This window comes from Yoonia sediminilitoris (assembly GCF_003058085.1).
GTDB lineage: Bacteria > Pseudomonadota > Alphaproteobacteria > Rhodobacterales > Rhodobacteraceae > Yoonia > Yoonia sediminilitoris.
This window is the reverse complement of record NZ_QBUD01000005.1, coordinates 52,683-79,095: the sequence shown is the minus strand read 5'-3', so window position 1 is coordinate 79,095 and position 26,413 is coordinate 52,683. Positions and strand designations below refer to the sequence as shown.

The window sequence follows — 26,413 nt, the reverse complement described above, 5'->3', positions numbered from 1 at the left end:
TTCCATCAATGCTCACAACCTCTTGGCCGCCTGCAGAGCTTTCCTCGCCGTTCACAAGTTCGGGCTCGGGATCGTCATCCTTCAAGAGTTTAAAGAGCGCGGCGCCAACTAGGCCGATACAAATAAAAGGCCCGAGCGCGGGGGACAGCGCTGACGGTGCTAGTGCTACTATTCCTGCCTTTTGCATATGTTTATTCCTACTAATTTCGTTTTGGCAAACTTCAGAACATATTGCTGATCACGCAGCGGCTTGAGAGCCGCTGGAACCGTTCAGCTGAACTGTTCCCGACCGAGAATAACACGTTGATTCTTGAGCACGTCAGGGCAAACCTAACCGCCAGAGCATTTCTGGTCAGTCAGCGCAGTGCAGCGTTGCAGCACTTAGAATCTGGGTCACGTTGCTTCCGTATAGCTTCCGGCAGACGATGCGGTAAGAACCAAGGCTGCTGCAAGCAGCACAAGCATATGTTATTAAATGATAAAATGGTGAGCCGTGATGGGTTCGAACCATCGACCTACTGATTAAAAGTCAGTTGCTCTACCAACTGAGCTAACGGCCCACAATGGGCGCTAATTAGGAAGCTACTGGGCCGGGGTCAACCCCCAAATAGACCAGCGTGCTGGATAAGTACGCAAGCATTGTCTATATGCGCGCCATGACTGATCCAAAGCACCCTTTTATCCCGTTCATGAAGATGCATGGTCTGGGAAATGATTTTGTCGTTGTGGATGAACGCCATACTGGCGCCGTAGTTGATTCGGCGCTTGCTGTTGCATTGGCGGACCGCCATCGCGGGGTCGGCTTTGACCAGCTGGCGGTGCTGTCATTAACGGAAAAAGCCGACGTCTTTCTGACATTTTGGAACAGTGACGGGTCAATGTCGGCGGCCTGCGGGAATGCGACCCGCTGCGTGGCGCGTTACCTGATGGATGAAACCGGTCAGCGTGCCCTCAATTTGGAAACAACGCATGGCGTACTGCATGCAGTGGATGCGGGCAGCGGTCTGACATCGGTGAACATGGGTCATCCGCAACTGGATTGGTCGGATATTCCCTTGTCTCAGGAATTGGACACGTTGAAACTCCCGGTTGAAGGGGCGCCAACCGCAACCGGCATGGGTAACCCGCACTGCACTTTTTTTGTAGATGATGCGGAGTCCATTGCGCTCGCTGACGAGGGGCCGAAGTTTGAACATCATCCGCTCTTTCCGAAGCGGACCAACGTCCAGTTCGCGACAGTCACTGGGCCGGACCAGATCAGGATGCGGGTCTGGGAACGTGGTGCCGGGGTCACGCTGGCGTCAGGGTCGTCGTCTTGTGCGACTGCGGTTGCGGCTGCGCGGCGTGGCCTGACGAGCCGCACTGTGCAGATCACGCTTGACGGCGGCGTTCTGGACATCAACTGGGCAGACGATGGGGTATGGATGACCGGACCGACGGCACATGTTTTTGACGGGAAATGGTGGCTACGATGAGTGCAAAACCCCCTGTTTTTTCCAATCATGGCTGTCGGCTGAATGCCTATGAAACGGCTGCCATGAAAGAACTGGCAGCCGCATCGGGTGTAGCGGACGCCGTTGTCGTGAATACCTGCGCCGTCACCGCAGAGGCGGTCCGCAAGGCCCGCCAGGACATTCGTAAATTGCGCAGGGATCATCCGAACGCAAAACTGATCGTGACGGGCTGCGCCGCCCAGACGGAGCCTGAAACTTTCTCCGTCATGTCCGAGGTCGATGTCGTTTTGGGAAACAGCGAAAAGATGAACCCGGCGACATGGGCGAAGATGGCACCGGACCTGATTGGCCAGACAGAGCCCGTGCAGGTCGACGACATCATGTCCGTCACCGAAACGGCGGGGCATCTGATTGATGGTTTCGGAACGCGTAGCCGTGCCTATGTACAGGTGCAGAACGGTTGCGACCACCGGTGTACATTCTGCATCATTCCCTTTGGCCGCGGCAACTCACGGTCGGTGCCGGCGGGGGTCGTTGTCGAACAGATCAAGCGGCTGGCAGATCGCGGCTTCAACGAGGTCGTTCTGACCGGGGTCGATCTGACAAGCTGGGGGGCTGACCTGCCAGCGACGCCAAAGCTTGGCGATCTGGTGATGCGGATATTACGGCTGGTACCTGATCTCCCGCGGCTGCGCATCAGCTCGATCGACAGTATCGAAGTCGATGAAAACCTGATGCAGGCGATTGCGAACGAACCACGGCTGATGCCGCATTTGCATCTTTCGCTGCAACATGGGGATGATCTGATCCTGAAAAGGATGAAACGGCGACACTTGCGCGACGATGCGATTCGCTTTTGCGAGGATGCCCGCAAACTGCGGCCTGACATGACCTTTGGGGCGGACATCATCGCCGGGTTCCCGACCGAGACGGATGCGATGTTCGCCAACTCACGCGCGCTTGTGAATGACTGCGATCTGACTTGGCTTCATGTTTTTCCCTATTCAGCACGCGCGGGCACCCCGGCTGCACGGATGCCGCAGTTAGATGGGGCTATGGTCAAGGAACGGGCTGCCATTTTGCGGGCTGAGGGAAAGGCAAAAGTTGATGCGCATCTGCGTGCCCAGCAGGGGCGGACGCATCAGATATTGATGGAAAACCCGCGCATGGGGCGGACCGAACAATTCGCCGAAGTGCGTTTTGCGACCGATCAACCCGAAAGCCAGATCGTGCGTGCCAAGATCACTGGCGTTGCCGGTCATCAACTGGTCGCCTAGGCTTCTTATGGCCCAAAATATCCCCGCCGGAGGCATCCGCCCAATGACACCAATGCCGATCCTCTGGTCGTTTCGGCGCTGCCCCTATGCGATGCGCGCCCGGCTGGCGATCAGGTCAAGTGGCGTGCGGGTTGCCCTGCGCGAAATCCTCTTGCGTGACAAGCCCGCGGCCTTCCTGTCCACTTCTCCCAAAGGAACTGTGCCGGTCATTGACACGGGCACGCAGGTCATCGCCGAAAGCCGGGACATCATGCTGTGGGCGCTTGCGCAATCCGATCCGGGAGGGTGGTGCGACATGCCTGATGAAGGACATGAGTTGATTGACCAAAACGACGGTCCTTTCAAGCAGGCGCTTGACCGCACGAAATATGCGGTAAGATATCCCGATGTCGATGTGTCAGAGGAACGCGCCAAAGCGCTTGTGTTTCTGCACGATCTGAACAGTCGGCTTAACAGTCAACAATTCCTGATGGGGTCACGACGCACTCTGGCGGACATGGCGATCCTGCCTTTTGTCCGGCAGTTCGCAAACACGGACCGTGCGTGGTTCGATGCGCAAAAAATGATGCCGCTGTCCGGGTGGCTGGACCGTTTTCTTGTATCTGACGAATTTGCTGCGATCATGACAAAATACACGCCTTGGGAACCGGGTCAGGACGGGATCTTGTTTCCCTGAGCACCGAAAAGGAGTTGACCTTGAAACTGTTGATGTCACCTGCATCACCTTTTGTACGCAAAGTGCGGGTGTTGTTGCGCGAAACCGACCAGCTCGATCAGGTTGAAGAACTTGAAGTCACGACAACCGCTTTTGCGACCGATCCGCAAATCATTGCAGTGAACCCCTTGGGCAAGATCCCTGCCCTTGTGCGCGATGATGGCCCTGCGATCTATGACAGCCGGGTGATCACGCGGTTTCTTGATGATCTTGCCAACGCGAATTTTTATCCGCGGCACCACATCTGGGAAGTCCTGACACTGGAGGCCACCGCCGACGCAATCATGGAGGCTGCTGTTTCCATGGCCTACGAAGTTCGCCTGCGTCCGCAACAAGAGCAGTCGCCTGCATGGATCGAAGCGCAATGGGAAAAGGTCACGCGCGCTGTCGCGGCGATTGATTCACGATGGATGAGCCACCTGAGCGGCCCGATGGATATCTCGCACATCGCGGTTGCCTGCGCACTTTCCTATCTGGATTTGCGCCATGATGCGCGTAACTGGCGTGCTGGAAATGTGCCACTCGCAGCTTGGCACGCGGACTTTGTTGAGAGGGAAAGCATGAAAGCCACGGCACCGCCAGCCTAGGTCAGAACCCTAGAAATTGAAGCTTAGACCGAGGTTCAGTGCATTTGTCGTAACATCGGTTTCCAACGTTTCGCCGGTGCTCAGGTCGGCCACGTTGGCAGAGTAGGTGCCCCGATATTCGCCAAAGACTGACACCTGTTCGTTGATCGGATACCGCGCGCCGGCAACCCATGTGGCGGCTGGCCCGGTCAGCTGATAGCCAAATGTTTCAGATGCGACGTTGGTCACTTCAACATGCGGGGCGGCCAGTCCGACCCCGCCGCCGATATAGGGTGTTACCTCGCCAAATCGATTCAACCACCGTCTGTATGCGTTGACGGTCATTGTGTTCACACCATCCGTAGATTCGATCAGGTCATAACCGGCAGGCAGATCGTCATCCTTGGGGGAAAGCTTGCTATGCGCAAGATCGACCCCAAGACCGAACGTTGGCGACCACCATGAGGTCGCGCGAATACCGTAATACAGCGGCGCCGACGATGACTGCCCTTGCCAATCCTCGGAAAAATCAGCGTCGGCAATGACATCGGCGTCACGAATCACGATGTTGGACTCTGGTACGGACTGGAAGCCGCCATAAATGGTCACTTCAACCTCCGCTAAAGCGGCGGATGTCAAAAGCAGCAGGCAAATGCAGGCAGCAAAGGCGCGGTTCATGGCAGTGGTCCCGTGCGAGCAGAGGTTCTATGCAGAGGGTTAAATTCCGCGTCCAGAATGACAAACAAACATTAACCGATGGATAACCAAGTCGCCTCTTCTGTGTCGGATCAGTCACAAACGCCTTGAATTTAAGGGTTTTTGGCGGAAATCCGCCAAGCGGCACATGGGGCGATGTGCCGGCGGAAGAGCACAGGAAGAGGGGATAGATGACGGATCGCCAGTCTTCGGAATAGAAGATGACCCATCTTTACAAACTGTTGCGAAATTTCAGCCATCTGGGACGTATAGTACGAACTGCGCCCTAATGTCCGCTGGACCTCCTGACGATTGATGGATAAACAGCGGCGGAATGGACCGCAAAGTGGGCGGTTCACCTCGTTGTGAGGGCAAAAAAGCCCAAAAATATCGGAGAAGTACCCCGTGTCACACACAGACGAACCGCAAGGCACACGCCGCGACTTTCTTTATTATGCAACCGCAGGGTCCGGTGTCGTTGTCACAGGGGCGGCCGTTTGGCCTCTGGTCAACCAAATGAACCCTTCAGCTGACGTTCTGGCGCTCGCTTCGATTCGCGTAGACGTCAGCGCGATTGATCCTGGCACCCAGTTGACTGTTTTGTGGCAGGGAAAGCCTGTTTTCATCCGCGCAAGGACAGAAGACGAAATCGCACAAGCCCGCGCGGTCGATCTTGCAGACCTGCCCGACCAGAATGCCGAGAACGAAAACCTCGGCCCTGAAGCGGACGCGACCGATGAAAATCGCGCCTTGTCCGAAGATGGTGTTTGGCTGGTCCAAATGGGCGTCTGTACGCACCTTGGCTGTGTGCCGCTTGGCGAACAAGGCGATTTTGGCGGTTGGTTCTGCCCCTGCCATGGTTCGCACTACGATACATCAGGCCGGATCCGCAAAGGTCCTGCCCCCCGCAATTTGCCTGTTCCCGTCGCGCAATTTGTCGACGAAACAACAATCGAACTCGGTTAAGGAGAGCGCGCCATGGGTGGTATTCCCCACGACCATTACGAACCAAATACCAACGGCGAAAAGTGGCTGCACAAACGCCTGCCGATTGTTGGATTACTATACGACACGTTGATGATCCCCACGCCCAAGAACCTGAACTGGATGTGGATCTGGGGGATTGTTCTTGTCTTTACGCTGGTCTTGCAGATTGCAACCGGCGTCGTGCTCGTGATGCACTACATCCCGCATGTCGACATGGCCTTCTCGTCTGTTGAACATATCATGCGTGATGTGAACGGCGGCCATATGATCCGCTATTTCCATATGAACGGCGCGTCGCTTTTCTTTGTTGCCGTTTATGCCCACATGTTCCGCTCACTCTATTACGGGTCCTACAAGGCCCCGCGCGAAGTGACATGGATCATCGGGATGCTGATGTACCTGATCATGATGGGGACAGCGTTCATGGGCTATGTTTTGCCTTGGGGGCAGATGTCGTTCCACGGAACTGCAGTTATCACTGGTTTGTTTGGCGCAATTCCGTTCGTCGGTGATAGTGTTCAGACGTGGCTCCTGGGTGCATCGGCCGTCGGTCAGCCTGCGCTGAACCGGTTCTTCTCGCTGCACTATCTGCTGCCATTCGTTCTGCTGGGCCTGACAATTGTTCACGTCTGGGCGTTCCACACCACCGGCAACAATAACCCGACCGGGGTCGAAGTGCGCCGCACAAGCAAGGAAGACGCGCAGAAAGATACGCTACCGTTCTGGCCATATTTCGTGATCAAAGACCTGTTCGCGCTGGCCATTATTCTGGCCGTGTTCATGGCAGTTGTAGGCTTCATGCCTAACTATCTGGGCCACCCGGATAACTACATCCCTGCAAATGCGCTTGTAACACCGTCGCACATTGTGCCCGAATGGTATTTCCTGCCGTTCTACGCGATCCTGCGCGCCTTCACTGCAGATGTTTGGGTTGTGCAGATCGTGAACTTCCTCAGCTTCGGGATCATTGACGCGAAATTCTTCGGTGTTCTGGCGATGTTTGGCGCGATCGCAGTGATGGCGCTGGCACCTTGGCTTGACACCTCAACTGTGCGCTCCGGCCGCTATCGCCCAATGTTCAAGTGGTGGTTCTGGCTCTTGGTGGTCGACTTCATCGTGTTGATGTGGGTCGGTGCGCGTCCAGCTGAATTCCCTTACGACTGGATTTCACTGATAGCTTCGGCCTACTGGTTTGCCTACTTCCTGGTCATCTTGCCATTGCTTGGTGTCATCGAAAAACCGCTGACACCGCCTGCGACCATCGAAGAGGACTTCAATGCGCACTACGCGCCGAAAGATGGTGGCGCTGCCGCTGTCAATCCGGCCGAGTGAGAAAGGACAAAAGAAACATGTTCCGCAAACTTACACTGACCGCAGTTACAACGTTGGCAATGGCAACTGCGCCTGCGATCGCCGCTGAGGTCGAGACGGAAATCGAAGACTACGCGTTTTCTTTCGAAGGACCTTTTGGCAGCTTTGACCAGATGCAATTGCAGCGCGGTCTTCAGGTCTACACCGAAATCTGTTCTGCCTGTCACGGGTTGGAACTGGTCGCATTCCGCAATTTGCATGATGAAGGTGGGCCCGGCCTGCCGGAAGATCAGATGCGGGCTTACGCCGAGTTCTATGAGGTGTTCGATCAAAGCTTGTTTGATGGCGAAGGAGATTTTCGTCCGGCGACACCGGCTGACAAATTTCCATCATCCAGCCTGTCAAACGCACCTGACCTGAGCCTGATGGCCAAGGCGCGGGCTGGCTTTCACGGTCCTGCGGGCACCGGGATTAACCAGTTGGTCAAAGGGATGGGGGGTGCTGAATATATCGCATCGCTTATGACTGGGTACCACGAGGAACCCGAATGTGCTGCCGACGCGAATATGGATGGCCAATACAATGTTGCCTTTGCAGCGGGCGGGTTTCCTGCCAGTTGCATCGACGAACACGGGCACCACATGGTTCCCGGCAGCTGGATCTCAATGAGCCAGCCGCTTTACGGTGATGATGTCGAATATGCAGACGGTCATTCAACTGATCTTGAGCATGTTGCGCAGGATGTGGCGGCCTTCCTGATGTGGACGGCAGAGCCAAAGATGATGGCACGCAAGCAGGCAGGTCTGACCGGCGTACTCTTTCTGACGGTGCTGACAGTGCTCTTGTACCTCACAAACAAGCGTCTGTGGGCACCGCACAAGAAAAAGCACTAGGCCAGACAGACACGTATTAAAGAGCGGGCTCGCCGATATGGCGGGCCCCTTTTGCATTCGTAAGATGGATTTTAATCCATCCCCGTACCAAGATACCGGGCCAATACGGCGGGCGGCGATGCAAAGATTGATGATGTAGGTTCGGGTTTATTGGCCGTGTGCTCTGCCACCAGAACAACATGCTGCGCTGCCCGTTTTGCATCATCGGGGTCATGCGTGACCATGACAATCGTCCGGTCAGGCGTGAGCAGCGTCCGTTTCACCAGATCAAGCATCTCATGCTTCAGGCCGGGGCCAAGTGCTGCAAAGGGTTCGTCCAATAGGACGACGGGTCGTTCCGCCAAGAGAACACGCGCCAACGCCGCCCTGCTTTGTTGGCCCCCGGATAAATCACCGGGCAAACGTGCGTCAAACCCGGCCAGACCGACCTGTTCCAACACCTCTGCAACGCGGGCCAATTCGTCCGATTTCAGGCGCAGGACTGGCCGCACCCCCAAGCCTGCGTTCTGTGCAATTGTAAGGTGCGGGAACAGATTGTTATCCTGAAACAGGATGCTGATTGGACGGTCTCCGGGTGGGATATGGGTCAGATCGGCAGAATCATACAGAATCCGCCCAGAGACGGGTTGCAGAAATCCAGCCAATGCTGCCAGCAGGGTGGATTTCCCGGCGCCTGACGGCCCCATCAAGGCCGTCACAGCCCCTTTTGGAAAGTTGAGATCCGCTTGCAGGGTGAAATCGCCCTGTTTCAGGAACAGGTTTTCACATTTGAGCATGGGCGCGCCCCCCTTTGTCAAAAATCCAGAACAGCGACAGGCTCAACCCCAATAACAAAAGCCCTGCACCCGCAGCCGATTGCATTTGGTAGGCGCCCATCAGTCGGTACATCGCAAGCGGCAGCGTTTCCTGTGCGTCGCCCGCGAAAAGTGCGATGACCCCCAAATCGCCCATCGACAAAGCTGCTGCCAGCCCGGCGCCAAACCCCAACGGCCTCCGCACGCGCGGCAGGATGATCATTCTGGCAAATCGCCACGGGCCGAACCCAAGAGATGCGGCCAGTCGGTCAAAATCACGCTTGGCGGTATCAATGCCGGGTTCAAGCGCACGTAAGGCAAAGGGTAGGGCCAGCGTTGCATTCACCAATGCGGTGACGACAAGTGCTGCCTTTGCGGGGTTCATCACCGGATAGATCAAAAGAAATGCCCCGGTTCCGATGACCAGCCCCGATGCGGCAAGGGGCAATACCCCCACAACCGCCACGAACCGCCCGCCCCACAGGGCAAGTGCGACAGCCATGCCACTGCACAGCAGGGCGGAAACAAGTGCGACGCTGATGGATCGTGCCGCAGCCCACCAGACTGATACCGGCAAATCGACAAGGCCGGGCAGACCGCGAAACACAATCATTGCCAGCGGCAGGGAGAGGAAAATCGCCGCGGCAGAAATGACCAGCATATCCAACCATGCGGCACCGCTATCCCAACGTTGTACGCGTCTGTCCATGCCGCCGCTTAGCATATCTGCCGTTGATAGGCGCCACACGACAAGAGCAGCACATGCGCAAAGCAGAAACTGGATCCCGGCCAGCAATGCCGCTCTGCCGAGATCAAAGTCAAACCGAAGAGCCTGATAGATCGCAAGTTCGACCGTTGTTGCGCGTGGTCCGCCGCCAAGGGTCAGTGCGACGGCAAAGCTGGTCAGGCAAATCAGGAAGATAACAAGAAACGCACCGGGGGCTACTGCACGCAGCATCGGTCGTTCAAGCAGTTGCCAGACTGACGCGTTGAGGCTGGCTGTCAGTCGAAACCGCTCTGCCGGGATTGCGAGCCACCCTTGAAGGATCAAACGTGTTGCCAGCGGCAGGTTGAAAAACACATGCGCCATGACGACGCCGTGGAACCCGTAAATAGAAAATCCGGGCAGCCCCAGCCACGCCAGCCCGCCATTCAGCAGACCGCTGCGCCCGAAGATCATCAGCAAACCAAGCACGGCGACGATCACAGGCAGCAGAAATGGCGCGCCGAGAAGCGTGATGAGGATGGATCGCCCGCGAAACTGCCGCCGGGCCAATGCCCGTGCAACAGGAATTGCCAGCATGGTGCTGATAGCCGCGGATGCCAATGCTTGCAGCACAGTAAACCGGATCGCCGCATAGTCGGCAGGCGACAGCCCGCCAACCCATTCAGCCTGCCATGCAACGGCGCCCAACGTGCCAAGCGTCAAAAGCAGCACCAGCGCCCCTGCAAGGGCGCCGGGCCAGCGGAGTTTTATTGTGAAAGGGCTGTGCGCCATTCGTCCAGCGCCGCATCGCGTACTGCTGCCGCATCATCCGCAGAGAGCAAAAGCGCCTTTGACGGGGTAAGCAATGTTTCAAACCCGGCTGGCAATCCTTCAGCGGGTGTCGCTGCGGGATACATCCAGTTGGTTGTCGGGATGATGCTTTGGAAGGCATCAGTTACCATGAATGCCAGAAACTGATCGGCCAGTGCGCTCTGGTCGCTGCCAGCCAGCTTTCCAGCCACTTCGACTTGCAGATAATGCCCCTCTTCAAAGCCCCATGCGACTTTGCTCGCATCTTCTTCGGCAATCAGGTGATAGGCTGGCGATGTGGTGTAGGACAAGACCGCGTCTGCCTCGCCTTCAAGGAACAAGCCATAGGCCTCGCTCCAGCCCGGTGTGACTGTTACGATATTGTCGGCCAATCCGGCCCAGATGTCGTCGGCCTCATCGCCATAGGCTGCCTTGACCCACATCAGGAGCCCCAGCCCGGGGGTCGAGGATCTTGGGTCCTGAATAACAATCTGGATATCGCTGTCGGCAAGTTCTTGCAGTGAAGCGGGGGCCGCTTCGCCCTTGTTCCCGACAAAGGCGAAATAGCCCCAGTCGAATGGCAGGAAATCGGGATCGTCCCACGCAATCGGCAATGACAGGTCGGCGTTGACACCGTGTGGTGCGAACAACCCCGTCGCGTTTGCGGCGGCCGTCAGGTTCGTATCAAGGCCCAGCACGATGTCCGCATCGGTGCTTGGCCCTTCCAGCTGCAAGCGGGCCAATAGAGCGGCTCCATCCCCTGCACCGACAAATTGCAGATCACAGGCGCAGGTTTCCTCGAACGCCGCTTCGACAGCGGGTCCGGGGCCCCATTCGCTGGTGAAGCTGTCATAGGTGTAAACTTGCAGTACGGGGGTCTCGGCCCATGCGCCTGCGGCACAAAGGGCAAGTCCCGCGACAACTGGTAGAAAGGTGGCTTTTGTCATCTTATCCTCCAAATGCGACGGGCGGATTGGGGGCTAAGCGGAATTGCCTGACCTTCCCTCCGCCGGTCTTAACCGGTTCAGGTTCAACGGGTCAGCTTGCGCAATCTCAGCCAGTTTTGGCCCCCCGAGGTACGGCTTAGGTAGGACGGAACGGCGCGCTTGGCAAGGGAAACCGCTTGAGCCTGATTGCCACCCCCGCTAGACCCCTCTGCAAAAGGGGGCGCGCATGTCTATCAATAGTTTTGGCCATCTCTTCAGGTTCACCACATGGGGTGAAAGCCACGGGCCGGCCTTGGGCGCGACCGTTGATGGCTGCCCTCCCGGTGTGGCGTTGGAGGCCCCGATGATTCAGCAGTGGATGGACAAGCGCCGTCCGGGGCTGAACAAAAACACGACCCAACGGCAAGAAGCTGATGCCGTGGAAATCCTGTCGGGCGTGTTCGAGGGGCATACAACCGGCACGCCCATTCAGTTGATGATCCGCAACACCGACCAGCGGTCAAAGGATTACGGCGATATCGCCAATACATTCCGCCCCGGTCATGCTGACATTACCTATCATCAGAAATATGGCCTGCGCGACTATCGCGGTGGCGGGCGGTCCTCGGCTCGCGAAACGGCGGCCCGTGTTGCGGCGGGCGGCGTGGCGCGCGAGGCGATCAAGACCATCGCGCCCAATGTCCAGATCAGGGGCTACATGACCCAGATGGGTGCCAAGCAGATTGACCGATCCAAGATGGACTGGTCGCAGATCGACAAGAATGATTTTTTCTGTCCCGATGCGGGTGCCGCTGCCGAATGGAATGACTATCTGGCGTGGCTGCGCAAGGACGATCACAACTCTGTCGGCGCAATTATCGAAGTTGTGGCGCGCGGCGTCCCGGCAGGGATCGGTGCGCCGGTCTACGCCAAGTTGGATACTGATCTTGCGGCGGCCATGATGTCGATCAATGCGGTCAAAGGTGTGGAAATTGGCGAAGGCATGGCGGCGGCTGCCCTGACCGGTCGCGACAACGCGGACGAAATTTTCATGGGGCAGGGCGGCCCTGAATATTCATCCAACCACGCGGGTGGCATCCTTGGCGGCATCAGCACAGGGCAGGATATCGTCGTGCGTTTTGCGGTAAAGCCAACGTCCTCCATCCTGTCACCGCGCAAGTCGATTCGCATGGACGGGTCCGCGACCGAGGTGATTACCAAGGGACGACATGACCCTTGCGTCGGGATTCGTGCGGTGCCTGTGGGCGAAGCGATGATGGCCTGCGTGATCCTTGACCATCTGTTGCTGGATCGGGGCCAGACAGGTGGCGTGCGCGGCCAAATCGGATAGCACGACTGCGTCTTGCCACATGTCGCTCTGCGCCACGGGGAAACAGGTTGTTGCTGCCCGCAACTCCTTGATAGTGTGCGACATCTCTTGAAAGGGGAATCATGCTGCCGCTATTCCGTAATCTTCTGGCATTTGCCTGTGTTTCAAGTTTGGCCAGTTGCGGGATACCACGCGGTGCCGGTTTCCAGTCGGAAGTGCTGGCTGCGTCGTCGGTCCGTCAGGATGACGGCAGCGTTGAACAGGTCTATGACTTCGCAGTTTTTGAAGTGACAAAGGCAACATTGCCGCAATTGCAGTCATGGCCGGACAAGGACAAGCAGCGTTATCGGTGGGTCAGTGACACCCAACCCGAAACGGCGCTGTTGATTTCGCCCGGTGACAAGCTGCAATTGACGGTTTGGGACGCGGAAGAGAATTCATTGCTGGCGGGTGCCGGCCAGCGCGTGACGCAATTGCAGGAGATCGAGGTCAGCTCTGCCGGTCGCATTTTTGTGCCCTACATTGGCGAATTGAAAGTGTCTGGCATGTCCAGCAACACGGCGCGCGCGCGCATCGAAGAACAGTTGAACCTGACGATTCCGTCTGCGCAAGTCCAACTGAACTTGCTGCCGGGCCGGGTGAATACGGTCAATGTCGTGACCGGGGTCGCGGCACCGGGGATATATCCGCTGGGTTCGCGCAACACCAAGTTGTTGGATCTGTTGTCCGAGGCAGGCAGTGTGCCCTCTACCTTGGTCAATCCGATGGTGCGGCTGTCGCGTGGCAAAGACGTCTACGGCATTGCCTACAGCCGCCTGTTGGAAAACCCGTCGCTTGATACGACTGTCCGTGGGGGCGACCGCATTTTTGTCGAAGAAGACAAGCGGACCTTTTTGTCGCTCGGCACGACCGGCAGTCAGGCGATCCATCCGTTCCCAACAGAGGAAGTGACCGCGCTTGATGCGATGGCGATTGTGGGCGGGGTCAATCCGGGCCGCGCCAACCCCGAAGGCATTTTGATTCTGCGCGAATATGACAGCTTGACCGTGCGCGAGGATGGGGCAGGGCCGCCGCAGGAACGTGTGGTGTTCACGCTTGACCTGACCTCTGCTGACGGGCTGTTCTCGGCGGCACAATTCCGCATTCAGCCCGACGATCTGGTCTATGGCACCGAAAGCGTGCTTGGGCCTGCGTTCACGCTGTTGAATGTGTTCAACACTATTTCCACGGTGACACAGTAGCGTTGCTAAAACAGGGCGATGTCCTGCGCAAAGGTCGCGTAGTCTGTCACGCCTTCCACTTGCAGGATATTGCCGTCGCCCAGATCAATTGTTGCGCGCGTGCCGCCGTATGATCCGTACAGAAACAACACATCCTCGACCGAGGTCAGGCCGGTCCAGATTTCCCTGCCAAGAGTGATCGAATCCAACCCTTGCACGTAATCAACAAAGACATCGCTGCCACCACTGAAGATAAACTCGTCCGCGCCTCCTTCACCCCACAGCATGTCATCACCACGTCCGCCATCCAGTTGGTCATCGTCTTCGCCGCCGTAAAGTTGGTCACGGCCTGAACCACCGATCAGCACGTCTTCGTCGTTGCCGCCGATCATCAGATCACCATCGTTCCCGCCGTTGAGTGTGTCACGCCCACTGCCACCCATGATGACGTCGGCACCGTTTCCGCCGGCTACGATATCATGACCCGCACCCCCCACCAGAATATCAGCCCCATCGCCGCCGCTGATCATATCATTTCCAACGGTTCCGGTGATCTGGTCTCCCCGATCAGTGCCGTCAAGCGATGTGATGTCGGTCCAGCGCCCTTTCAGTGGGCTGCCACCCGCCGCATTCCGCAAGTGGCTGAAATTGCTCCCGCTTGCGACGCCAATGATCGCCAGAATGTCGAACAACTCTCCCGGTTCCGGAGGGATCGGCGTGTTTGCGGCGGGGTTCAGGTCAGGGGGCGGGGTGTCCGGGCCGGGGTAGCCCGGTTCAATCGTTGTGCCAATCCTGCCGCCGACACCAATCACATCAATATCATCAAGCAACCGGTAGTCGATGAATTCCCCATCAGAACTGTAAACGATCAGTCGTTCATCCCCGTAGGCCACATCCATCCCATAGGACCGCAGCGAAAAAGTCAGTTGGCTGATATCGCGCAAAAAGGGCCATAATGCGAGATCAAGCACATCCTCACCCGCCGTGAAATCGGAAATCACATCCGTCGTCCCATCGCGGGACAAAATGAAAATGTCCTTTCCCGCACCGCCGGTCAGCGTGTCATTGCCGCCGCCGTCACGGATAATATCGTCACCTGCACTGCCAGTGATCACGTCCTCACCATCGTGGCCCTGTAAGATGTCATTGCCTGTCGTGCCGGCCAGTAACCCGCCCGCGAGGATGGCCGTTCGCGTGGCGCCAAGCGGTCCGGTTTCCAGCCGCAGCTGGGTGAGCCCCGGTTCGCTGCTGCTGGCTGCAAAAATATCCAACCCCTCACCACGTCCGCGCATCGCGATGGCGCTGATATTGTCCAGACCGATACTGGTCGTGTCGGCGATGCTGGCCTGCGGGATAAGGCGGCCCCCTTCCAGCAGCATAAAGACAGACAGCCCATCGTCGGAACCGGCGGCGACCACATAGGTGCGGCCATCATGGGTCATAACCTCAAGCGACAGGACACTGGCAAAACGTGTGTCAAGACCGTCAAGGACGTGGTCGCGTGTGGTCAGGCTGCCATCGGGGGCAACTTCGATCACGCTGATGCTGTTGCTGCCGCTCGCCCCGAGGATCAGATAGGTCGCCCCACCAAGCACCACGGTCTGCATCACGCTGGGGCTTGCAATATAAAGCCCATCGGCGCCATCAAGCTGGTCGGCGACCAAAATCCCGCCGCTGGCATCAACTTCCCAACTAATGACGGCATTCAGGTCGGGATTTGCGCTGAACAGGAATTGCTGCCCATCAACGACTGCGGCACCAAGGGCGGATACGGCACTTGTCGGTGCCGTCAGGAACGTCTGGGTGTTGGTCAGGATGCCTGCTGCACTGAATGTCAGGCGGGTTATGCCGGCCTCCTCTGCCAGACTGCCAAAAATGGCTTGAGACCCATCAGGCAACGCAACCGTGATACCAGATTGAAAACTGGCCATGGCGTGGGGCAGGCTGGTCAGCAGCGTGACAGCGCCAAAAGTCCCATTGGCATTCAGCCGTAGCGTTTGCAGATCACCGCCCACCCCACCGCCACTGAACAGGCCCGGATTTCCCGCAATTTCGAGATCGGTTGGTGATGGTGTGACCCCGGCCTGCCCGACGCCGCCAAAGGCGAAACTGTCAATCCTGGCCAGTGTGCCTGTTGCAATATCCCAGCTTTCCAACAGGCCGTCATAACGCGTTGAACTGATCAATAACGGCGTGCCGTTATTGTCGAGAATATCCAGATCTGTAATGCGCGAATGGCCTAGTTCCACCCCGTCGGTGATATAGTCCACTGCAATCAATGACGGCATAATTGCCCCTCCACCCGCAACCTAGGACAGAGAAGTTAACCAAGTATGGTCGTGGTTAACGTTGTATCTATCGGGGCGGCTTTGCTAGGAATGATCTGACAACCGGGGAAAGGGTGAAGATGGCACCGAAGTTTGGCACAAGTGGTTTGCGTGGTTTGGTGACAGAGCTGACGGCCGATTGCATCACCGACTATATCAACGCTTTTGTGGCATCCTGCGATATGGGCACCGGCCTGTTCGTGGGGCATGATTTGCGGGCCTCGTCGCCGGATATTGCAAATATGGTGGCACAGGCCGCAAAGATCCAAGGCGTTGACGTGACCGCCTGTGGTCCGGTGCCAACACCAGCACTTGCGCTTGCGGCGATGTCTTCCGGGGCTGCGGCCTTGATGGTGACAGGCAGTCACATTCCGGCAGATCGCAACGGATTAAAGTTTTACACGCCCTCGGGCGAAATCACCAAAGATGATGAAGCGGCTATTGTCGCTGCAAAAGGGGCGGTGAGTGCGACCGCCCGGCATGGCCAGTTTGCGCAGAACGAACATGTCGCGCAGCACTATATTGACCGCTATCAAGCTGCTTTCGCGGGTGCCCTGACTGGCACGCGCATCGGTCTTTATGCTCATAGCGCCGTGGGCCGTGAGTTGATGCAGAGCTTGCTGGAACGGCTGGGTGCCAAGGTGATCGTTCTGGGCTGGTCCGATACATTCATTCCCGTCGACACAGAGGCAGTGGACCCCACCATTCGACAGCAGATGATGGAGTGGGCGCGCGTACATCAAACCGACGCGATCATTTCGACCGATGCTGACGGTGATCGCCCGCTTGTCGCTGACGAGGATGGGCGCATCGTGGTTGGCGATGTGTTGGGTCAGATCACGGCGGCGATGTTGGGGGCAACGACAGTTGTGACTCCAATTTCATCCAACAGCGGGGTTGAGAAGTCAGGAGCTTTCACGACTGTCATGCGGACCAAAATCGGGTCGCCCTATGTGATAGCCGAGATGCAAGCGGCGGATGATGACACCGTCGGTTACGAGGCAAATGGCGGATTTCTTTTGGGTTTTGATGCCGCAGGCCCGACCGGGCCAATCGCCAAGCTGATGACAAGGGATGCGGTCTTGCCCATCTTGTGCTGTCTGGCATCCGCGCGCGGGCGCACCGTCAGCGCATTGGTCAAGGATCAGCCTCCCCGGTTTACCGCCGCAGACCGACTGCAAGGGATTGCGAGCGAAAGTTCGGGCGCTTATGTGAACGCGTTGGCCAAGGATGCTGAAAAACGCGCGGCCTTCTTGCAGACATTCAGTGCCGCAGAGGCGGGGCTGGATAGCTTGGACGGGTTACGCATGACGCTGGAAAATGACCGCATTGTTCATCTGCGGCCCTCTGGCAATGCGCCCGAATTCCGGCTTTACATAGAGGCTGAAAGTGAGGCGATTGCAGATGAAATGCTGCAAAAGGGATTGGCCGCATTGCGCAATGTTTTTGCGGCGCCTTAGAGGATGAAATCTTCGCTGGTCAGGCCGGTGATGCCCGTAATCAAAACCTCCATGTCGGCGAAGCCGTCGCCGTCGCGGTCAAGCTGTACGATGGTGTCACCGGCCTGTTCGTCCAGCCGCAGTTGGCCTGCGGCATCAAATGCATCAGTGCCGACGAAGACGAAAAGCTGATCCCCAACGGCGGAGCGATCGGCGTCAATAGCAGATAGGTCGATCTTGTCCTGACCCTGCGCAAAGTCGCTGATTGCATCGCGCAGGGCACTATTGGGTGCGCTGTCAGTCACGAAATCAAAGACGAACCTGTCAGCACCCAGACCGCCAATAAGCAAGTCCGCACCCATGCCTCCCTTGATCACGTCGTCGCCGTCGCCGCCATCGATCGTGTCATCTCCACGACCACCAATCACGGTGTCGTCCGCACCTTGTCCGTCAATCACATCGGCACCGCTGCCGCCCTCGATCCTGTCCTGACCGGTTCCACCTGTCAGCCTATCTGCCCCGCCTCTGCCAAGAATGGTATTCGCCCCGCTCGCGGCAGAAATAACATCATCGCCCGAATTACCGGTCAGTTGATCGTTGCCAGCGCCGCCGATGATCAGATCGTCTTGGGCTCCGCCGCTGGCCACATCGTTGCCTGATCCTGCATCAATCGTGTCGCGACCGGTACCGCCCGACAAGCGATCATTGTCCGCACCTCCGTTCAACGTGTCATTGCCCGCGCCACCGCGCAGGTCGTCATCGCCAGCGCCGCCGGACAGGGTGTTCGCAGCGCTATTGCCGATCAATCGGTCATCACCGATGCCGCCAACCGCATTTTCGATTGTGACGCCATTTGCAATTGTGAACCCGCCGGTGATCCCGCCGGCATGAGACACAAACCCGCCGCCTCCGATGTCATAGGTCAGGCTGGCAGCGCGCAGATCAATGATACTGTCGCGCGCGCCGTCATAGCGCATGGTGTCATTCCCGCCTGCATCCCAGATCGCCTGCCAGCGATAGGTATCGCCAAGATCGGGCAAGACATAGGTGTTATTGCCTGTCGCCGTGCTGGTGTTTGCACCGTACAAATCTTGCAGCGCCGCAATATCCAGCGCCATCGGCCCGGATTCGTAGCCGCTGCGGTTGCTATAGGTTGGCTGGTCGGCATAGCCGCTGTTATAGGTCATGGCAGTAAAAATGCCTTGATTCAGGCCATTTGCACCCAAGTCCCGAAATGGTGTGTCTACACCAGGAATCGCAGCATCGGAATCGTGGGGATGCGTCAGGCCAAGCCCATGCAGGACCTCGTGCACGATTGTTGAAAAGCCCAAACCACCTGCTTCCAGCCCGCCGCCGGCATAGTCATCCCAGCCCAGTCCGTTACCGTTAAATACCCCGACACTCGCGCGGGTCCCTGACGGCAGATAGAAATACCCGAGCAGACCAGAATTGTTCAGTTCGTTCGTGTCCAGAACCACCTGAAAATCTGCGTTCTTGTCCGTAGTTTGCGTAAAGGTCAGGTTGGTCACGGCCGTGATCGTATCAAGGGCGGACATAAAGCGGGATTTTTCGTAACTGCTCCAGCCTTCCGAGCGAATGTCGTCTTGGGTGTCGCCGGTCAGATATCCGAATTTAGCGCGCTGCCCACCAGTGACGAAGTGAACAGTGATGTTGCTGTCGCTGCGCTGTGTGCCGCTATCAAGGGCCTCGACCGGGTTGCCGCTTGGCGCATTGACAAGATCGGCGCTCAATTTGTAGTCGCCGCTGTAATAGTTTCTGTATGACGCGGCCTCGATGAAATATGTGCCGCCGGCGCCACCGCCAAAAGTGACTGCGCCATCGGTGTTTGAGGTGGATGTGTTCAACTCGTCATCTGCGGTAATCAGACGCCCATCGGCGTCATAGACCCTGATCATCGAATCCTCGAGAGGGTCACTGCCCGCAGCGCGTTGGGTCACTTTCACCCAGTCCCCCGCGGCGACATCGATGCGAAACCAGTCGCGGTCGCCAGAGTAATCCAGACGACCGGAAACGGCCCTGTCAAAGCCAAGTGTTGCAGTTGTTGCGGCGTTCGCCGGAATATCAGACATTGGATGACCCCCATCAAAAACACAATCCGTGTGTTGATTGGGGTAGGGCGACATTATGGCCCCAGAGCGCCAAATTTACTGCAGGCTGGCGGTCAAATCTGTTCTATTCCGGCTGATTTTCCTAAGTTTCTATTCTCTTGAGTAAACATCTTCATAACGAATGATGTCATCTTCACCGAGGTAACTGCCGGTCTGGACCTCGATCAAAACCATCGGCACCTTGCCGGGGTTTTCCATTCTGTGTGTGGCACCAAGCGGGATATAGACAGACTGGTTTTCCGTGACCAGTTTCACGTCCTCGTCTACAGTCACCTTGGCGGTACCCTCGACCACGATCCAATGTTCGGACCGGTGATGGTGTGATTGCAATGACAATGCTGCACCGGGGTTCACGACAATGCGTTTCACCTGAAACCGGTTGCCGATCACAAGGCTTTCAAACCACCCCCACGGACGGTGATCCTTGGGAAAGCTTTCGGCCTGTGGGGCCTGTTTCGTCTTGAGAACCTGCACCGCTTGTTTCACGTCTTGCGCCCGGTCCTTGTGACTGATGAGTACGGCGTCAGGCATTGCGATTGCAACGATATTGTCCAATCCGATGCCGACGACCGTTTGTTCGGCAACCTCGGACCGCAGCAACGTGTTGGTGCAGTCAATCGCAGTGGCCGGACCAGAGAGTGACATCCCGTCCTGCGCCGTTTCCCGCCAGACAGCCGCCCAATCACCAAGGTCTGACCATTTGCCGCGATAAGGCACAACACTGAGATTTTTGGCCTTTTCCATGACCGCATAGTCGATAGAAATCGCTTCTGCCTTTGCCCATGGTTCAGGAGCGAGGCGCAGAAAGCCCAGATCGGCCCGCGCTTCATCGACGGCGGCCTTTACGGCCGTCAACAAGTCGGGCGTTTTTTCCTGAAACGCAGCAATGATGGTATCGGCTCTGAACAAAAAGATGCCCGCGTTCCACAAATGGCGGCCAGTGGCGATAAGCTTTGCCGCTTGCGCGGCATCGGGTTTCTCGACGAATGATCGCAGGGGCGTTGGTGCAATATCGTCCGTCAAAGCGGCGTCAAGTTCCAGATAGCCGTAGCCGGTTTCGGGCCTGTCGGGGGCAATGCCAAATGTCACCAACTGGCCTGCCTGTGCAGCAGGTACAGCCGCTGCCACGCTTTGCGCAAATGCGTCCGTGTCGGGGATAACATGGTCAGAAGGGGCCACCAGCATCAGTCCATCAGGTGCGGTCCTGGCCACATGCAGCGCCGCTGACAGGATCGCGGGTGCGGTGTCGCGCCCTTCTGGCTCGATCAGGACGGCATCGGGGGTGATCCCTGTGGCCGCCAATTGCTGGACGACAATAAAGCGAAAGGGATCAGCGGTCACGACCACGGGATCATCATAACCTTCACCATTCAAGCGCCGTGCGCTGGCCTGAAACAGGCTTTCCTCGCCGGTGAGCGGGGAGAATTGTTTTGGATAGCTTTTGCGTGACAGCGGCCAAAGTCGCGTTCCGGAACCGCCACAAAGCAAAACAGGCGTAATCATCACTTATAATTCCTATTTCTGTCGTATCTCGCCAGAAAAAAGCTGGCGCTTGTACCAGTCATAAGTTGAAACGATCCCGTCACGCAACGGTATTCCCGCGACCCAACCCAGGTCGGTCAGGCGCGTAACATCCAATAGTTTGCGGGGTGTGCCATCGGGCCTTGCGGGATCAAAAGTGATGCACCCCGTATAGCCAGTTACCTCTGCAGTAAGTTCGGCAAGTGCTACAATGCTGATTTCTTGTCCGGAGCCAACGTTGAGATGGCTGCGGGTGGGTGATGTCGCACTGCCATATATATCGGGCGTGAGGTCTAAAACGAACAGACAGGCCGTGGCCATATCGTCAACATGCAAGAATTCCCGCAGTGGCCTGCCAGACCCCCAGATCTTGACCTCCGGTGCGTGTGTTCTGGTCGCATCATGGAACCGTGCGATAAGTGCCGGCAAGACATGGGCGTTCTCTGGGTGGAAGTTGTCTCCGGGACCATAAAGATTGGTCGGCATCACAGACCGATAGTCCGTACCGTGCTGCCGGTTGAAGCTTTCGCACAGTTTGATGCCTGCGATCTTTGCCAGCGCATAGGGCGCATTCGTCGGCTCAAGCGGGCCTGTCAAAAGGTACTCTTCGTTGATGGGTTGCGGGGCGTCACGCGGATAGATGCATGATGACCCAAGCTGCAAAAGACGTCCGACGCCGGTTTCAAATGCGGCCCGAATGACGTTCGCCTCAATCATCAGATTGTCGTACAGAAAATCCGCTGGATAAGCGCTATTTGCCGCGATGCCGCCAACCTTTGCGGCAGCAAGGATAACAGAATCCGGTCGCTCTGCCTTGAAAAATGCCTGTACTGCGGCCTGATCGCGCAAATCAAGCTGTTCGCGATCTGCGGTAATCAGGTCGTGCTGGCCATGCGCGATCAGGGCACGACAAATGGCCTGACCAACCATTCCGTTGTGTCCGGCAACGTAGATACGCATCGTCAAGCATCAATCCGCATGGGCAGGGCCAGCCCGTGACGTTTCAGGAGCGCATGACGTTCCGCTTCCTGAAGGTCGGCTGCGACCATTTCACGGCACATTTCATGGGCCGTCGTTTTCGGGTACCAGTTCAGCTTTTCTTTGGCTTTGGATGCGTCGCCCAACAGTGTTTCAACTTCGGCTGGCCGGTAGTACCGCGGGTCGATGCGCATAATAACGTCACCAACCTTTACATGGCCTGCCCGGTCACTTGTGATCGCCTTGACCGTTGCGATTTCATGTGGGCCCTGTCCTGAAAACCTGAGTGAGACACCTAATTCGGCGGCGGCCCACATAACGAATTCGCGTACGGAGTGCTGCACACCTGTCGCTATGACGTAATCCTCCGGTATGTCCTGTTGGAGCATCAGCCATTGCATTTCGACATAGTCTTTGGCGTGGCCCCAGTCGCGTTTGGCGTCGATATTGCCCAAATACAGGCAATCGCTGAGGCCCATGGCGATGTTTGCCAGACCACGGGTTATCTTGCGCGTAACAAAGGTTTCACCCCGGCGTGGGCTTTCGTGGTTGAACAGAATTCCGTTGCAGGCAAACATACCGTAGGCTTCGCGATAGTTTACACATGTCCAATAGGCGAACATCTTGGCAACTGCGTAAGGGCTGCGCGGATGGAACGGAGTCATCTCCGACTGCGGGCTTTGTTGTACCTGACCATAAAGCTCGGACGTCGACGCTTGATAGAATCGCGTCTTTTTTTCGAGCCCCAGAAAACGGATCGCCTCAAGCAGGCGTAATGTGCCTAATGCATCCACATCGGCGGTATATTCGGGGGCTTCAAAACTGACAGCAACATGGGACTGTGCCCCCAGATTGTAGATTTCATCAGGCGCAATTTGCGCGATGATCCGGGTAAGGTTGGAGCTATCAGTCAAATCGCCGTAGTGCAGCCTGAAACGGGCGTGTTCGGTTTGCGTACCTTGGTAGATATGATCAATCCGGTCTGTGTTCAGTTGTGATGCGCGACGCTTGATGCCATGGACCTGATAGCCTTTTTCCAGCAAGAACTCTGCCAGATACGATCCGTCTTGCCCCGTTACACCGGTAATCAGTGCTGTCTTCATCCGTCATTTCCTTTTCGCTACGCACGTTAAGCTGCCCTTAACCCTGTTGGTGGCTCAGTTGGATTAAGTTTGGGTTAACCACCGTACGGTGCGGCAGTGTTTCATTGATGAATCTGGCGCAATACTGCGAGCGATGTTCATTTACGCCCCGGAAGGTGAAACGCCATGCCAGATCAGACGCCCAACTTGTCTTTGCCCTTCATTTTGCCCGCACAGGCGCAAAAGCACGTCACCCACAATGAAGCGATTGAGTTGCTGGATATGATCGTGCAACTCACTCTGGAAAACATTGATGTGACAGCGCCACCGGTTGGTGCAACCGAAGGGCAGGCGTGGGGGGTGGGGGCCGCGGCCACAGGGCAATGGTCGGGACAGGATGATAGGGTCGCCACATGGCGTGGCGGTGGCTGGTTGTTTGTGACGCCTCGCGATGGCTGGCTGGCTTGGGTCCGTGCCAGCAACGGGCTGCATGTTTTTACAGATGGTCAATGGGCAGCACAGTACCAGAATGATCTGAACAATCTGGCCGGTGTGGGTGTCAATACAACCGCGGATTCGACAAACCGGCTGAGCGTTGCCAGCGATGCAACACTGCTTAGTCATGAGGGGACGGGTCATCAGCTTAAGGTCAACAAGGCCACCTTGGCAGATACGGCATCACTTGTTTATCAAAGCGGGTTTTCCGGACGCGCTGAAATGGGGCTTGCCGGAAGTGATGATTTCAGCATCAAAGTCTCGGGCGACGGAACCACATTTGCGACTGCGTTGCTTATCGATGCTGCAACGGCCAAGGTACAGATCGGTGATTTGTTGGGTGTAACACCAAGTGCAACACCGCCCAACGCTGCGGCGGGTGACATCTATTTTGACAACACGACGAACAAACTGCGCTGCTTTGATGGCACGATCTGGCAGGACCTGTTCTAGGCTTCTGTCATGGCGCGGTCGGATATGACGTGAACGGATTTGAGAAGGAACGACAGGACCGTCCGGCGTTCGGACTTGATGTCTGCAACAACCGTCATGCCCGGAGAGGTGGGATGGGCGTTCTGCATGGGCATACCTTCCGGGTCCATACTGTCATCAGACAATGACAGTCGCACGCGAAACACGGTGTCGCCGTTATCCTTGACAAAACTGGTGGGCGAAATCCGCTCGACTATTACAGTGATGTCGCCGAAGCGGGTGAAGTCGTAGGTGAGCAGCGGAAACGAAACAGCTGATCCAGGCGGGTTTGAAAGCCCTCGGGTAGCCGGGAAATGGTCTCCATAAGGCCGACCTCGTCACAAATGGCTTCAATTTCTGTTTGTGTCGCTTCGGGGCGTGTCAGCAGCAGGTTTTGTGCAATCGTCCCGTGGATTTGCAGCGCACGGTGCCCAAGGTAGCCGATGACGTCTGTTTTGCGTTGTGAACTGAATTGTTCGATGTTGTCGTTGCCGACAAGCACGATCCCGTTTTGGGGCCGGTAGTGCCCCATAATGACCCGCAGCAGGGACGATTTGCCTGCGCCTGACGGACCGGTGATACATGTCAGGCTGCCCCCTTTGAAGCGAAGGCTGACACCCTTGAAGGCAGGTGTGACAGCGCGTGGTTAACGCAAGACAAGACTATCAAGCGTGATATCGGGGGCCGTGACGGTGCTGTCTTCAAGATGAGGCGCATTTTGCGGCTTGGGTGAATCTCCCGAAGTGATTTGCGTCGTTGTGCCGACTTGCCTGAACATATTGGTCAGCTCAGGTGCGCGAACGGCAAGAACAAGTGCTTGTTGTACAGGACCGAGCAGCCGGGTTGAGACAACCATGCAAACAATCAGGAAACCCCCCTGACATTTTATCAGCCACCACCCGCGTCGCCCCGACGACAATCACGCCACCGATGGCAAGGGGCGACATCACGGTGATCAGACTGTTAAGTGTTCGCCAGACCTGCTCTAGACTGCCGCGTGCTCTGCACAATTCCTGCATACTGGGGGCAATCCTTGCCGCCCAAACCCGACCGAGATCCCGTTGCACAATCTGATCGCGCTGGCTGATAGTTTCCTTCTGGAGGCGTAAGCATTCCGGACGCAGGCCAGCCAAATCCTGCGAGGCCCGCGTGATCTTGGGATAGCTGATGAGCCCGACAACCAGATGGATGCCGACAACAGCCACAAGTAGCAGGGCATCCGCATCGGTGGCGGTGAGTGCGGCCACTACCGTGCCATCGGCGGCATTTTCCGCAACGGCCCCGCCGCTGGCAACACTGGCCTGTCTGGGCGTAGTGTTTTGCGGCTCCGGGTTGTCCTGCGGCGTTTCAGTTGGCGCAATCGGGGCGGATTGCTCTGTCGGAAGTTCGGACGCAATGGTCGGGTCATTTTCTGTCGGGGTGTCAGAACTCCGGATATTTTCTTTTGTTTCATTACCCTGAGCGACCGCTTCTTTTGGCGTCACGGTCAAGGTCTGCGGTGCGGTGGCTTCATCAATGTCTGGCACTGCCACTTCAGGGCTTTTGATGGCAGTTTCAGCGGCGTCTGTGGTACCAGCGATAAGACGCTCGGTAAATTTCGGTAGGTTGTCCGGTGCCGGACGAAGGGCATCGTTGTCCGACTGCGGTTGGATCGCATTTTGCTGCCGTGTTGCACGCACGGCGCTGGCTGGCGGGGTTGATCCGTTGGAGCGGGCAGTTGTCGAAGGCGGTGTGACTGCACTTTCGACCGGGCCTGCTTGTGTCTCGTCAGCTTTTATCAGCCCTGACAGAACGGCGAGCGCCACCAACAGTGTCCCTTCGCCAGAGATGCTTGATGAATCGACCGGATCTGCCTGATCGGCCTTGTATTTGCCTTGACCGTGGTCGGCGGCTTGTTTGTTCGAGGCTGACGCCTGCGTGTCTCGCGCAGAATCTGAGCGCGTCAAAGACGCCTTCAGATTGCCCAAAAAGGATTTCACAGGACACTTCACACTTTAAAAACATCGCCTGACCCGAATGTGGGTGCGTCAATCGCAGATTAACAAAAGGTAACTCCCGCCCGGTAATGCGTGAGTTGCAGCGGCGCCGGGGCGAAGAAATACATCATTTATCGGTGTTTTGGTGCACCAGATCATAGCAATTGTAATGACTTAGGCATCGCGATGCCGACTTTCGTCGTGTCAAACGACCGTGTCTCAAGAGAATTGGGACGATTTGACTCAAGGTACTGCACCAAACATCAGCTTCACAACTTAAGGATTATCCGTTGCCCCAGTGGTAGTATTT

22 protein-coding genes, 1 tRNA gene, 1 pseudogene and 1 riboswitch are annotated in these 26,413 nt (G+C 57.0%); of the genes and pseudogenes, 11 read left to right on the top strand and 13 right to left on the bottom strand.

The annotated features are described in order from the left end of the window. Positions 1–484 precede the first annotated feature (484 nt). A tRNA-Lys gene (locus C8N45_RS11705) sits at positions 485–560 on the bottom strand. Between the two features lie 87 nt (positions 561–647). Here C8N45_RS11705 and dapF point away from each other — a divergent pair. From dapF to C8N45_RS11685, 4 genes are read left to right on the top strand one after another with little or no spacing between them, the layout of a single operon-like run. Then, entirely contained in the window at positions 648–1,475 is an 828-nt protein-coding gene (gene dapF / locus C8N45_RS11700; protein WP_108386445.1) for a diaminopimelate epimerase, read from the top strand. After that, positions 1,472–2,731, top strand: a complete 1,260-nt coding sequence (mtaB, locus tag C8N45_RS11695) for a tRNA (N(6)-L-threonylcarbamoyladenosine(37)-C(2))-methylthiotransferase MtaB (RefSeq protein ID WP_108386444.1) — start codon at positions 1,472–1,474, stop codon at positions 2,729–2,731. The genes dapF and mtaB overlap by 4 nt, the downstream gene beginning before the upstream one ends. 43 nt (positions 2,732–2,774) lie before the next feature. After that, on the top strand, positions 2,775–3,407 hold the full coding sequence (locus C8N45_RS11690) for a glutathione S-transferase (protein WP_108386562.1): 633 nt from the start codon (positions 2,775–2,777) through the stop codon (positions 3,405–3,407). A 20-nt stretch (positions 3,408–3,427) separates the two neighbouring features. Continuing rightward, complete coding sequence (locus C8N45_RS11685) at positions 3,428–4,033, top strand: glutathione S-transferase (RefSeq protein ID WP_108386561.1); 606 nt, start codon at positions 3,428–3,430, stop codon at positions 4,031–4,033. Positions 4,034–4,042: 9 nt separating this feature from the next. Here C8N45_RS11685 and C8N45_RS11680 read toward each other — a convergent pair whose 3' ends face one another. Beyond that, the gene (locus C8N45_RS11680; protein ID WP_108386443.1) at positions 4,043–4,690 is read right to left on the bottom strand and encodes an outer membrane protein; all 648 of its coding nucleotides are present in this window, start codon (positions 4,688–4,690) and stop codon (positions 4,043–4,045) included. Between the two features lie 423 nt (positions 4,691–5,113). Between C8N45_RS11680 and petA the strand changes: the two genes are divergently transcribed. From petA to C8N45_RS11665, 3 genes are read left to right on the top strand one after another with little or no spacing between them, the layout of a single operon-like run. Next, positions 5,114–5,674, top strand: coding sequence for a ubiquinol-cytochrome c reductase iron-sulfur subunit (petA, locus tag C8N45_RS11675; RefSeq protein ID WP_108386442.1), 561 nt, complete (start codon positions 5,114–5,116; stop codon positions 5,672–5,674). Between the two features lie 12 nt (positions 5,675–5,686). Beyond that, positions 5,687–7,027, top strand: coding sequence for a cytochrome b (locus tag C8N45_RS11670; protein WP_108386441.1), 1,341 nt, complete (start codon positions 5,687–5,689; stop codon positions 7,025–7,027). 17 nt (positions 7,028–7,044) lie between these two features. Beyond that, positions 7,045–7,899: a cytochrome c1 gene (locus tag C8N45_RS11665; RefSeq protein WP_108386440.1), complete on the top strand. Its 855-nt coding sequence runs from the start codon at positions 7,045–7,047 to the stop codon at positions 7,897–7,899. 71 nt (positions 7,900–7,970) lie between these two features. Here the strand turns inward: C8N45_RS11665 and C8N45_RS11660 are convergent, their stop codons facing one another. From C8N45_RS11660 to thiB, 3 genes are read right to left on the bottom strand one after another with little or no spacing between them, the layout of a single operon-like run. Beyond that, positions 7,971–8,675, bottom strand: a complete 705-nt coding sequence (locus tag C8N45_RS11660) for a thiamine ABC transporter ATP-binding protein (RefSeq protein ID WP_108386439.1) — start codon at positions 8,673–8,675, stop codon at positions 7,971–7,973. Continuing rightward, a complete protein-coding gene (locus C8N45_RS11655) occupies positions 8,662–10,191 on the bottom strand; it encodes a thiamine/thiamine pyrophosphate ABC transporter permease ThiP (protein ID WP_108386438.1) in 1,530 nt (509 codons plus the stop codon). Before C8N45_RS11655 ends, C8N45_RS11660 begins: the two co-directional genes overlap by 14 nt. Further along, positions 10,167–11,156, bottom strand: a complete 990-nt coding sequence (thiB, locus tag C8N45_RS11650; protein ID WP_108386437.1) for a thiamine ABC transporter substrate binding subunit — start codon at positions 11,154–11,156, stop codon at positions 10,167–10,169. Before thiB ends, C8N45_RS11655 begins: the two co-directional genes overlap by 25 nt. A 37-nt stretch (positions 11,157–11,193) precedes the next feature. After that, positions 11,194–11,293, bottom strand: a riboswitch (TPP riboswitch). Between the two features lie 89 nt (positions 11,294–11,382). Here thiB and aroC point away from each other — a divergent pair. Beyond that, positions 11,383–12,486 (top strand): chorismate synthase, encoded by a 1,104-nt coding sequence (gene aroC / locus C8N45_RS11645; protein WP_108386436.1) that lies wholly within the window; start codon positions 11,383–11,385, stop codon positions 12,484–12,486. A 101-nt stretch (positions 12,487–12,587) separates the two neighbouring features. After that, positions 12,588–13,706, top strand: a complete 1,119-nt coding sequence (locus C8N45_RS11640; protein ID WP_108386435.1) for a polysaccharide biosynthesis/export family protein — start codon at positions 12,588–12,590, stop codon at positions 13,704–13,706. A 5-nt stretch (positions 13,707–13,711) separates the two neighbouring features. Here the strand turns inward: C8N45_RS11640 and C8N45_RS11635 are convergent, their stop codons facing one another. Continuing rightward, on the bottom strand, positions 13,712–15,973 hold the full coding sequence (locus C8N45_RS11635) for a calcium-binding protein (RefSeq protein WP_108386434.1): 2,262 nt from the start codon (positions 15,971–15,973) through the stop codon (positions 13,712–13,714). Positions 15,974–16,092: 119 nt separating this feature from the next. Here C8N45_RS11635 and C8N45_RS11630 point away from each other — a divergent pair, with 119 nt between their 5' ends. Continuing rightward, positions 16,093–17,472 carry a phosphomannomutase gene (locus C8N45_RS11630; RefSeq protein WP_108386433.1) on the top strand — a complete coding sequence of 460 codons (1,380 nt, stop codon included), beginning with the start codon at positions 16,093–16,095 and terminating at the stop codon, positions 17,470–17,472. Here the strand turns inward: C8N45_RS11630 and C8N45_RS11625 are convergent. The 4 genes from C8N45_RS11625 to gmd all read right to left on the bottom strand — a co-directional run bounded on the left by C8N45_RS11625 (position 17,469) and on the right by gmd (position 23,182). Next, entirely contained in the window at positions 17,469–19,541 is a 2,073-nt protein-coding gene (locus C8N45_RS11625; RefSeq protein ID WP_168769462.1) for a M10 family metallopeptidase, read from the bottom strand. The genes C8N45_RS11630 and C8N45_RS11625 overlap by 4 nt on opposite strands. A 129-nt stretch (positions 19,542–19,670) precedes the next feature. Beyond that, positions 19,671–21,083: a mannose-1-phosphate guanylyltransferase/mannose-6-phosphate isomerase gene (locus C8N45_RS11620; RefSeq protein ID WP_108386431.1), complete on the bottom strand. Its 1,413-nt coding sequence runs from the start codon at positions 21,081–21,083 to the stop codon at positions 19,671–19,673. A 12-nt stretch (positions 21,084–21,095) separates the two neighbouring features. Further along, entirely contained in the window at positions 21,096–22,061 is a 966-nt protein-coding gene (locus C8N45_RS11615) for a GDP-L-fucose synthase family protein (RefSeq protein ID WP_108386430.1), read from the bottom strand. 2 nt (positions 22,062–22,063) lie between these two features. Beyond that, positions 22,064–23,182, bottom strand: a complete 1,119-nt coding sequence (gene gmd, locus C8N45_RS11610; RefSeq protein ID WP_108386429.1) for a GDP-mannose 4,6-dehydratase — start codon at positions 23,180–23,182, stop codon at positions 22,064–22,066. A 165-nt stretch (positions 23,183–23,347) separates the two neighbouring features. Here gmd and C8N45_RS11605 point away from each other — a divergent pair, with 165 nt between their 5' ends. Then, a complete protein-coding gene (locus C8N45_RS11605) occupies positions 23,348–24,109 on the top strand; it encodes a DUF2793 domain-containing protein (RefSeq protein WP_108386428.1) in 762 nt (253 codons plus the stop codon). Here the strand turns inward: C8N45_RS11605 and C8N45_RS24245 are convergent. The 3 genes and pseudogenes from C8N45_RS24245 to C8N45_RS11595 all read right to left on the bottom strand — a co-directional run bounded on the left by C8N45_RS24245 (position 24,106) and on the right by C8N45_RS11595 (position 26,073). After that, a complete protein-coding gene (locus C8N45_RS24245) occupies positions 24,106–24,354 on the bottom strand; it encodes a hypothetical protein (RefSeq protein WP_511259878.1) in 249 nt (82 codons plus the stop codon). The genes C8N45_RS11605 and C8N45_RS24245 overlap by 4 nt on opposite strands. Further along, positions 24,345–24,737 (bottom strand): annotated as a pseudogene (locus tag C8N45_RS11600) (ATP-binding cassette domain-containing protein); the annotation flags it as partial. The gene C8N45_RS24245 and the pseudogene C8N45_RS11600, both read right to left, overlap by 10 nt. A gap of 178 nt (positions 24,738–24,915) precedes the next feature. Further along, complete coding sequence (locus C8N45_RS11595; RefSeq protein WP_133175974.1) at positions 24,916–26,073, bottom strand: hypothetical protein; 1,158 nt, start codon at positions 26,071–26,073, stop codon at positions 24,916–24,918. Between the last annotated feature and the right edge of the window lie 340 nt (positions 26,074–26,413).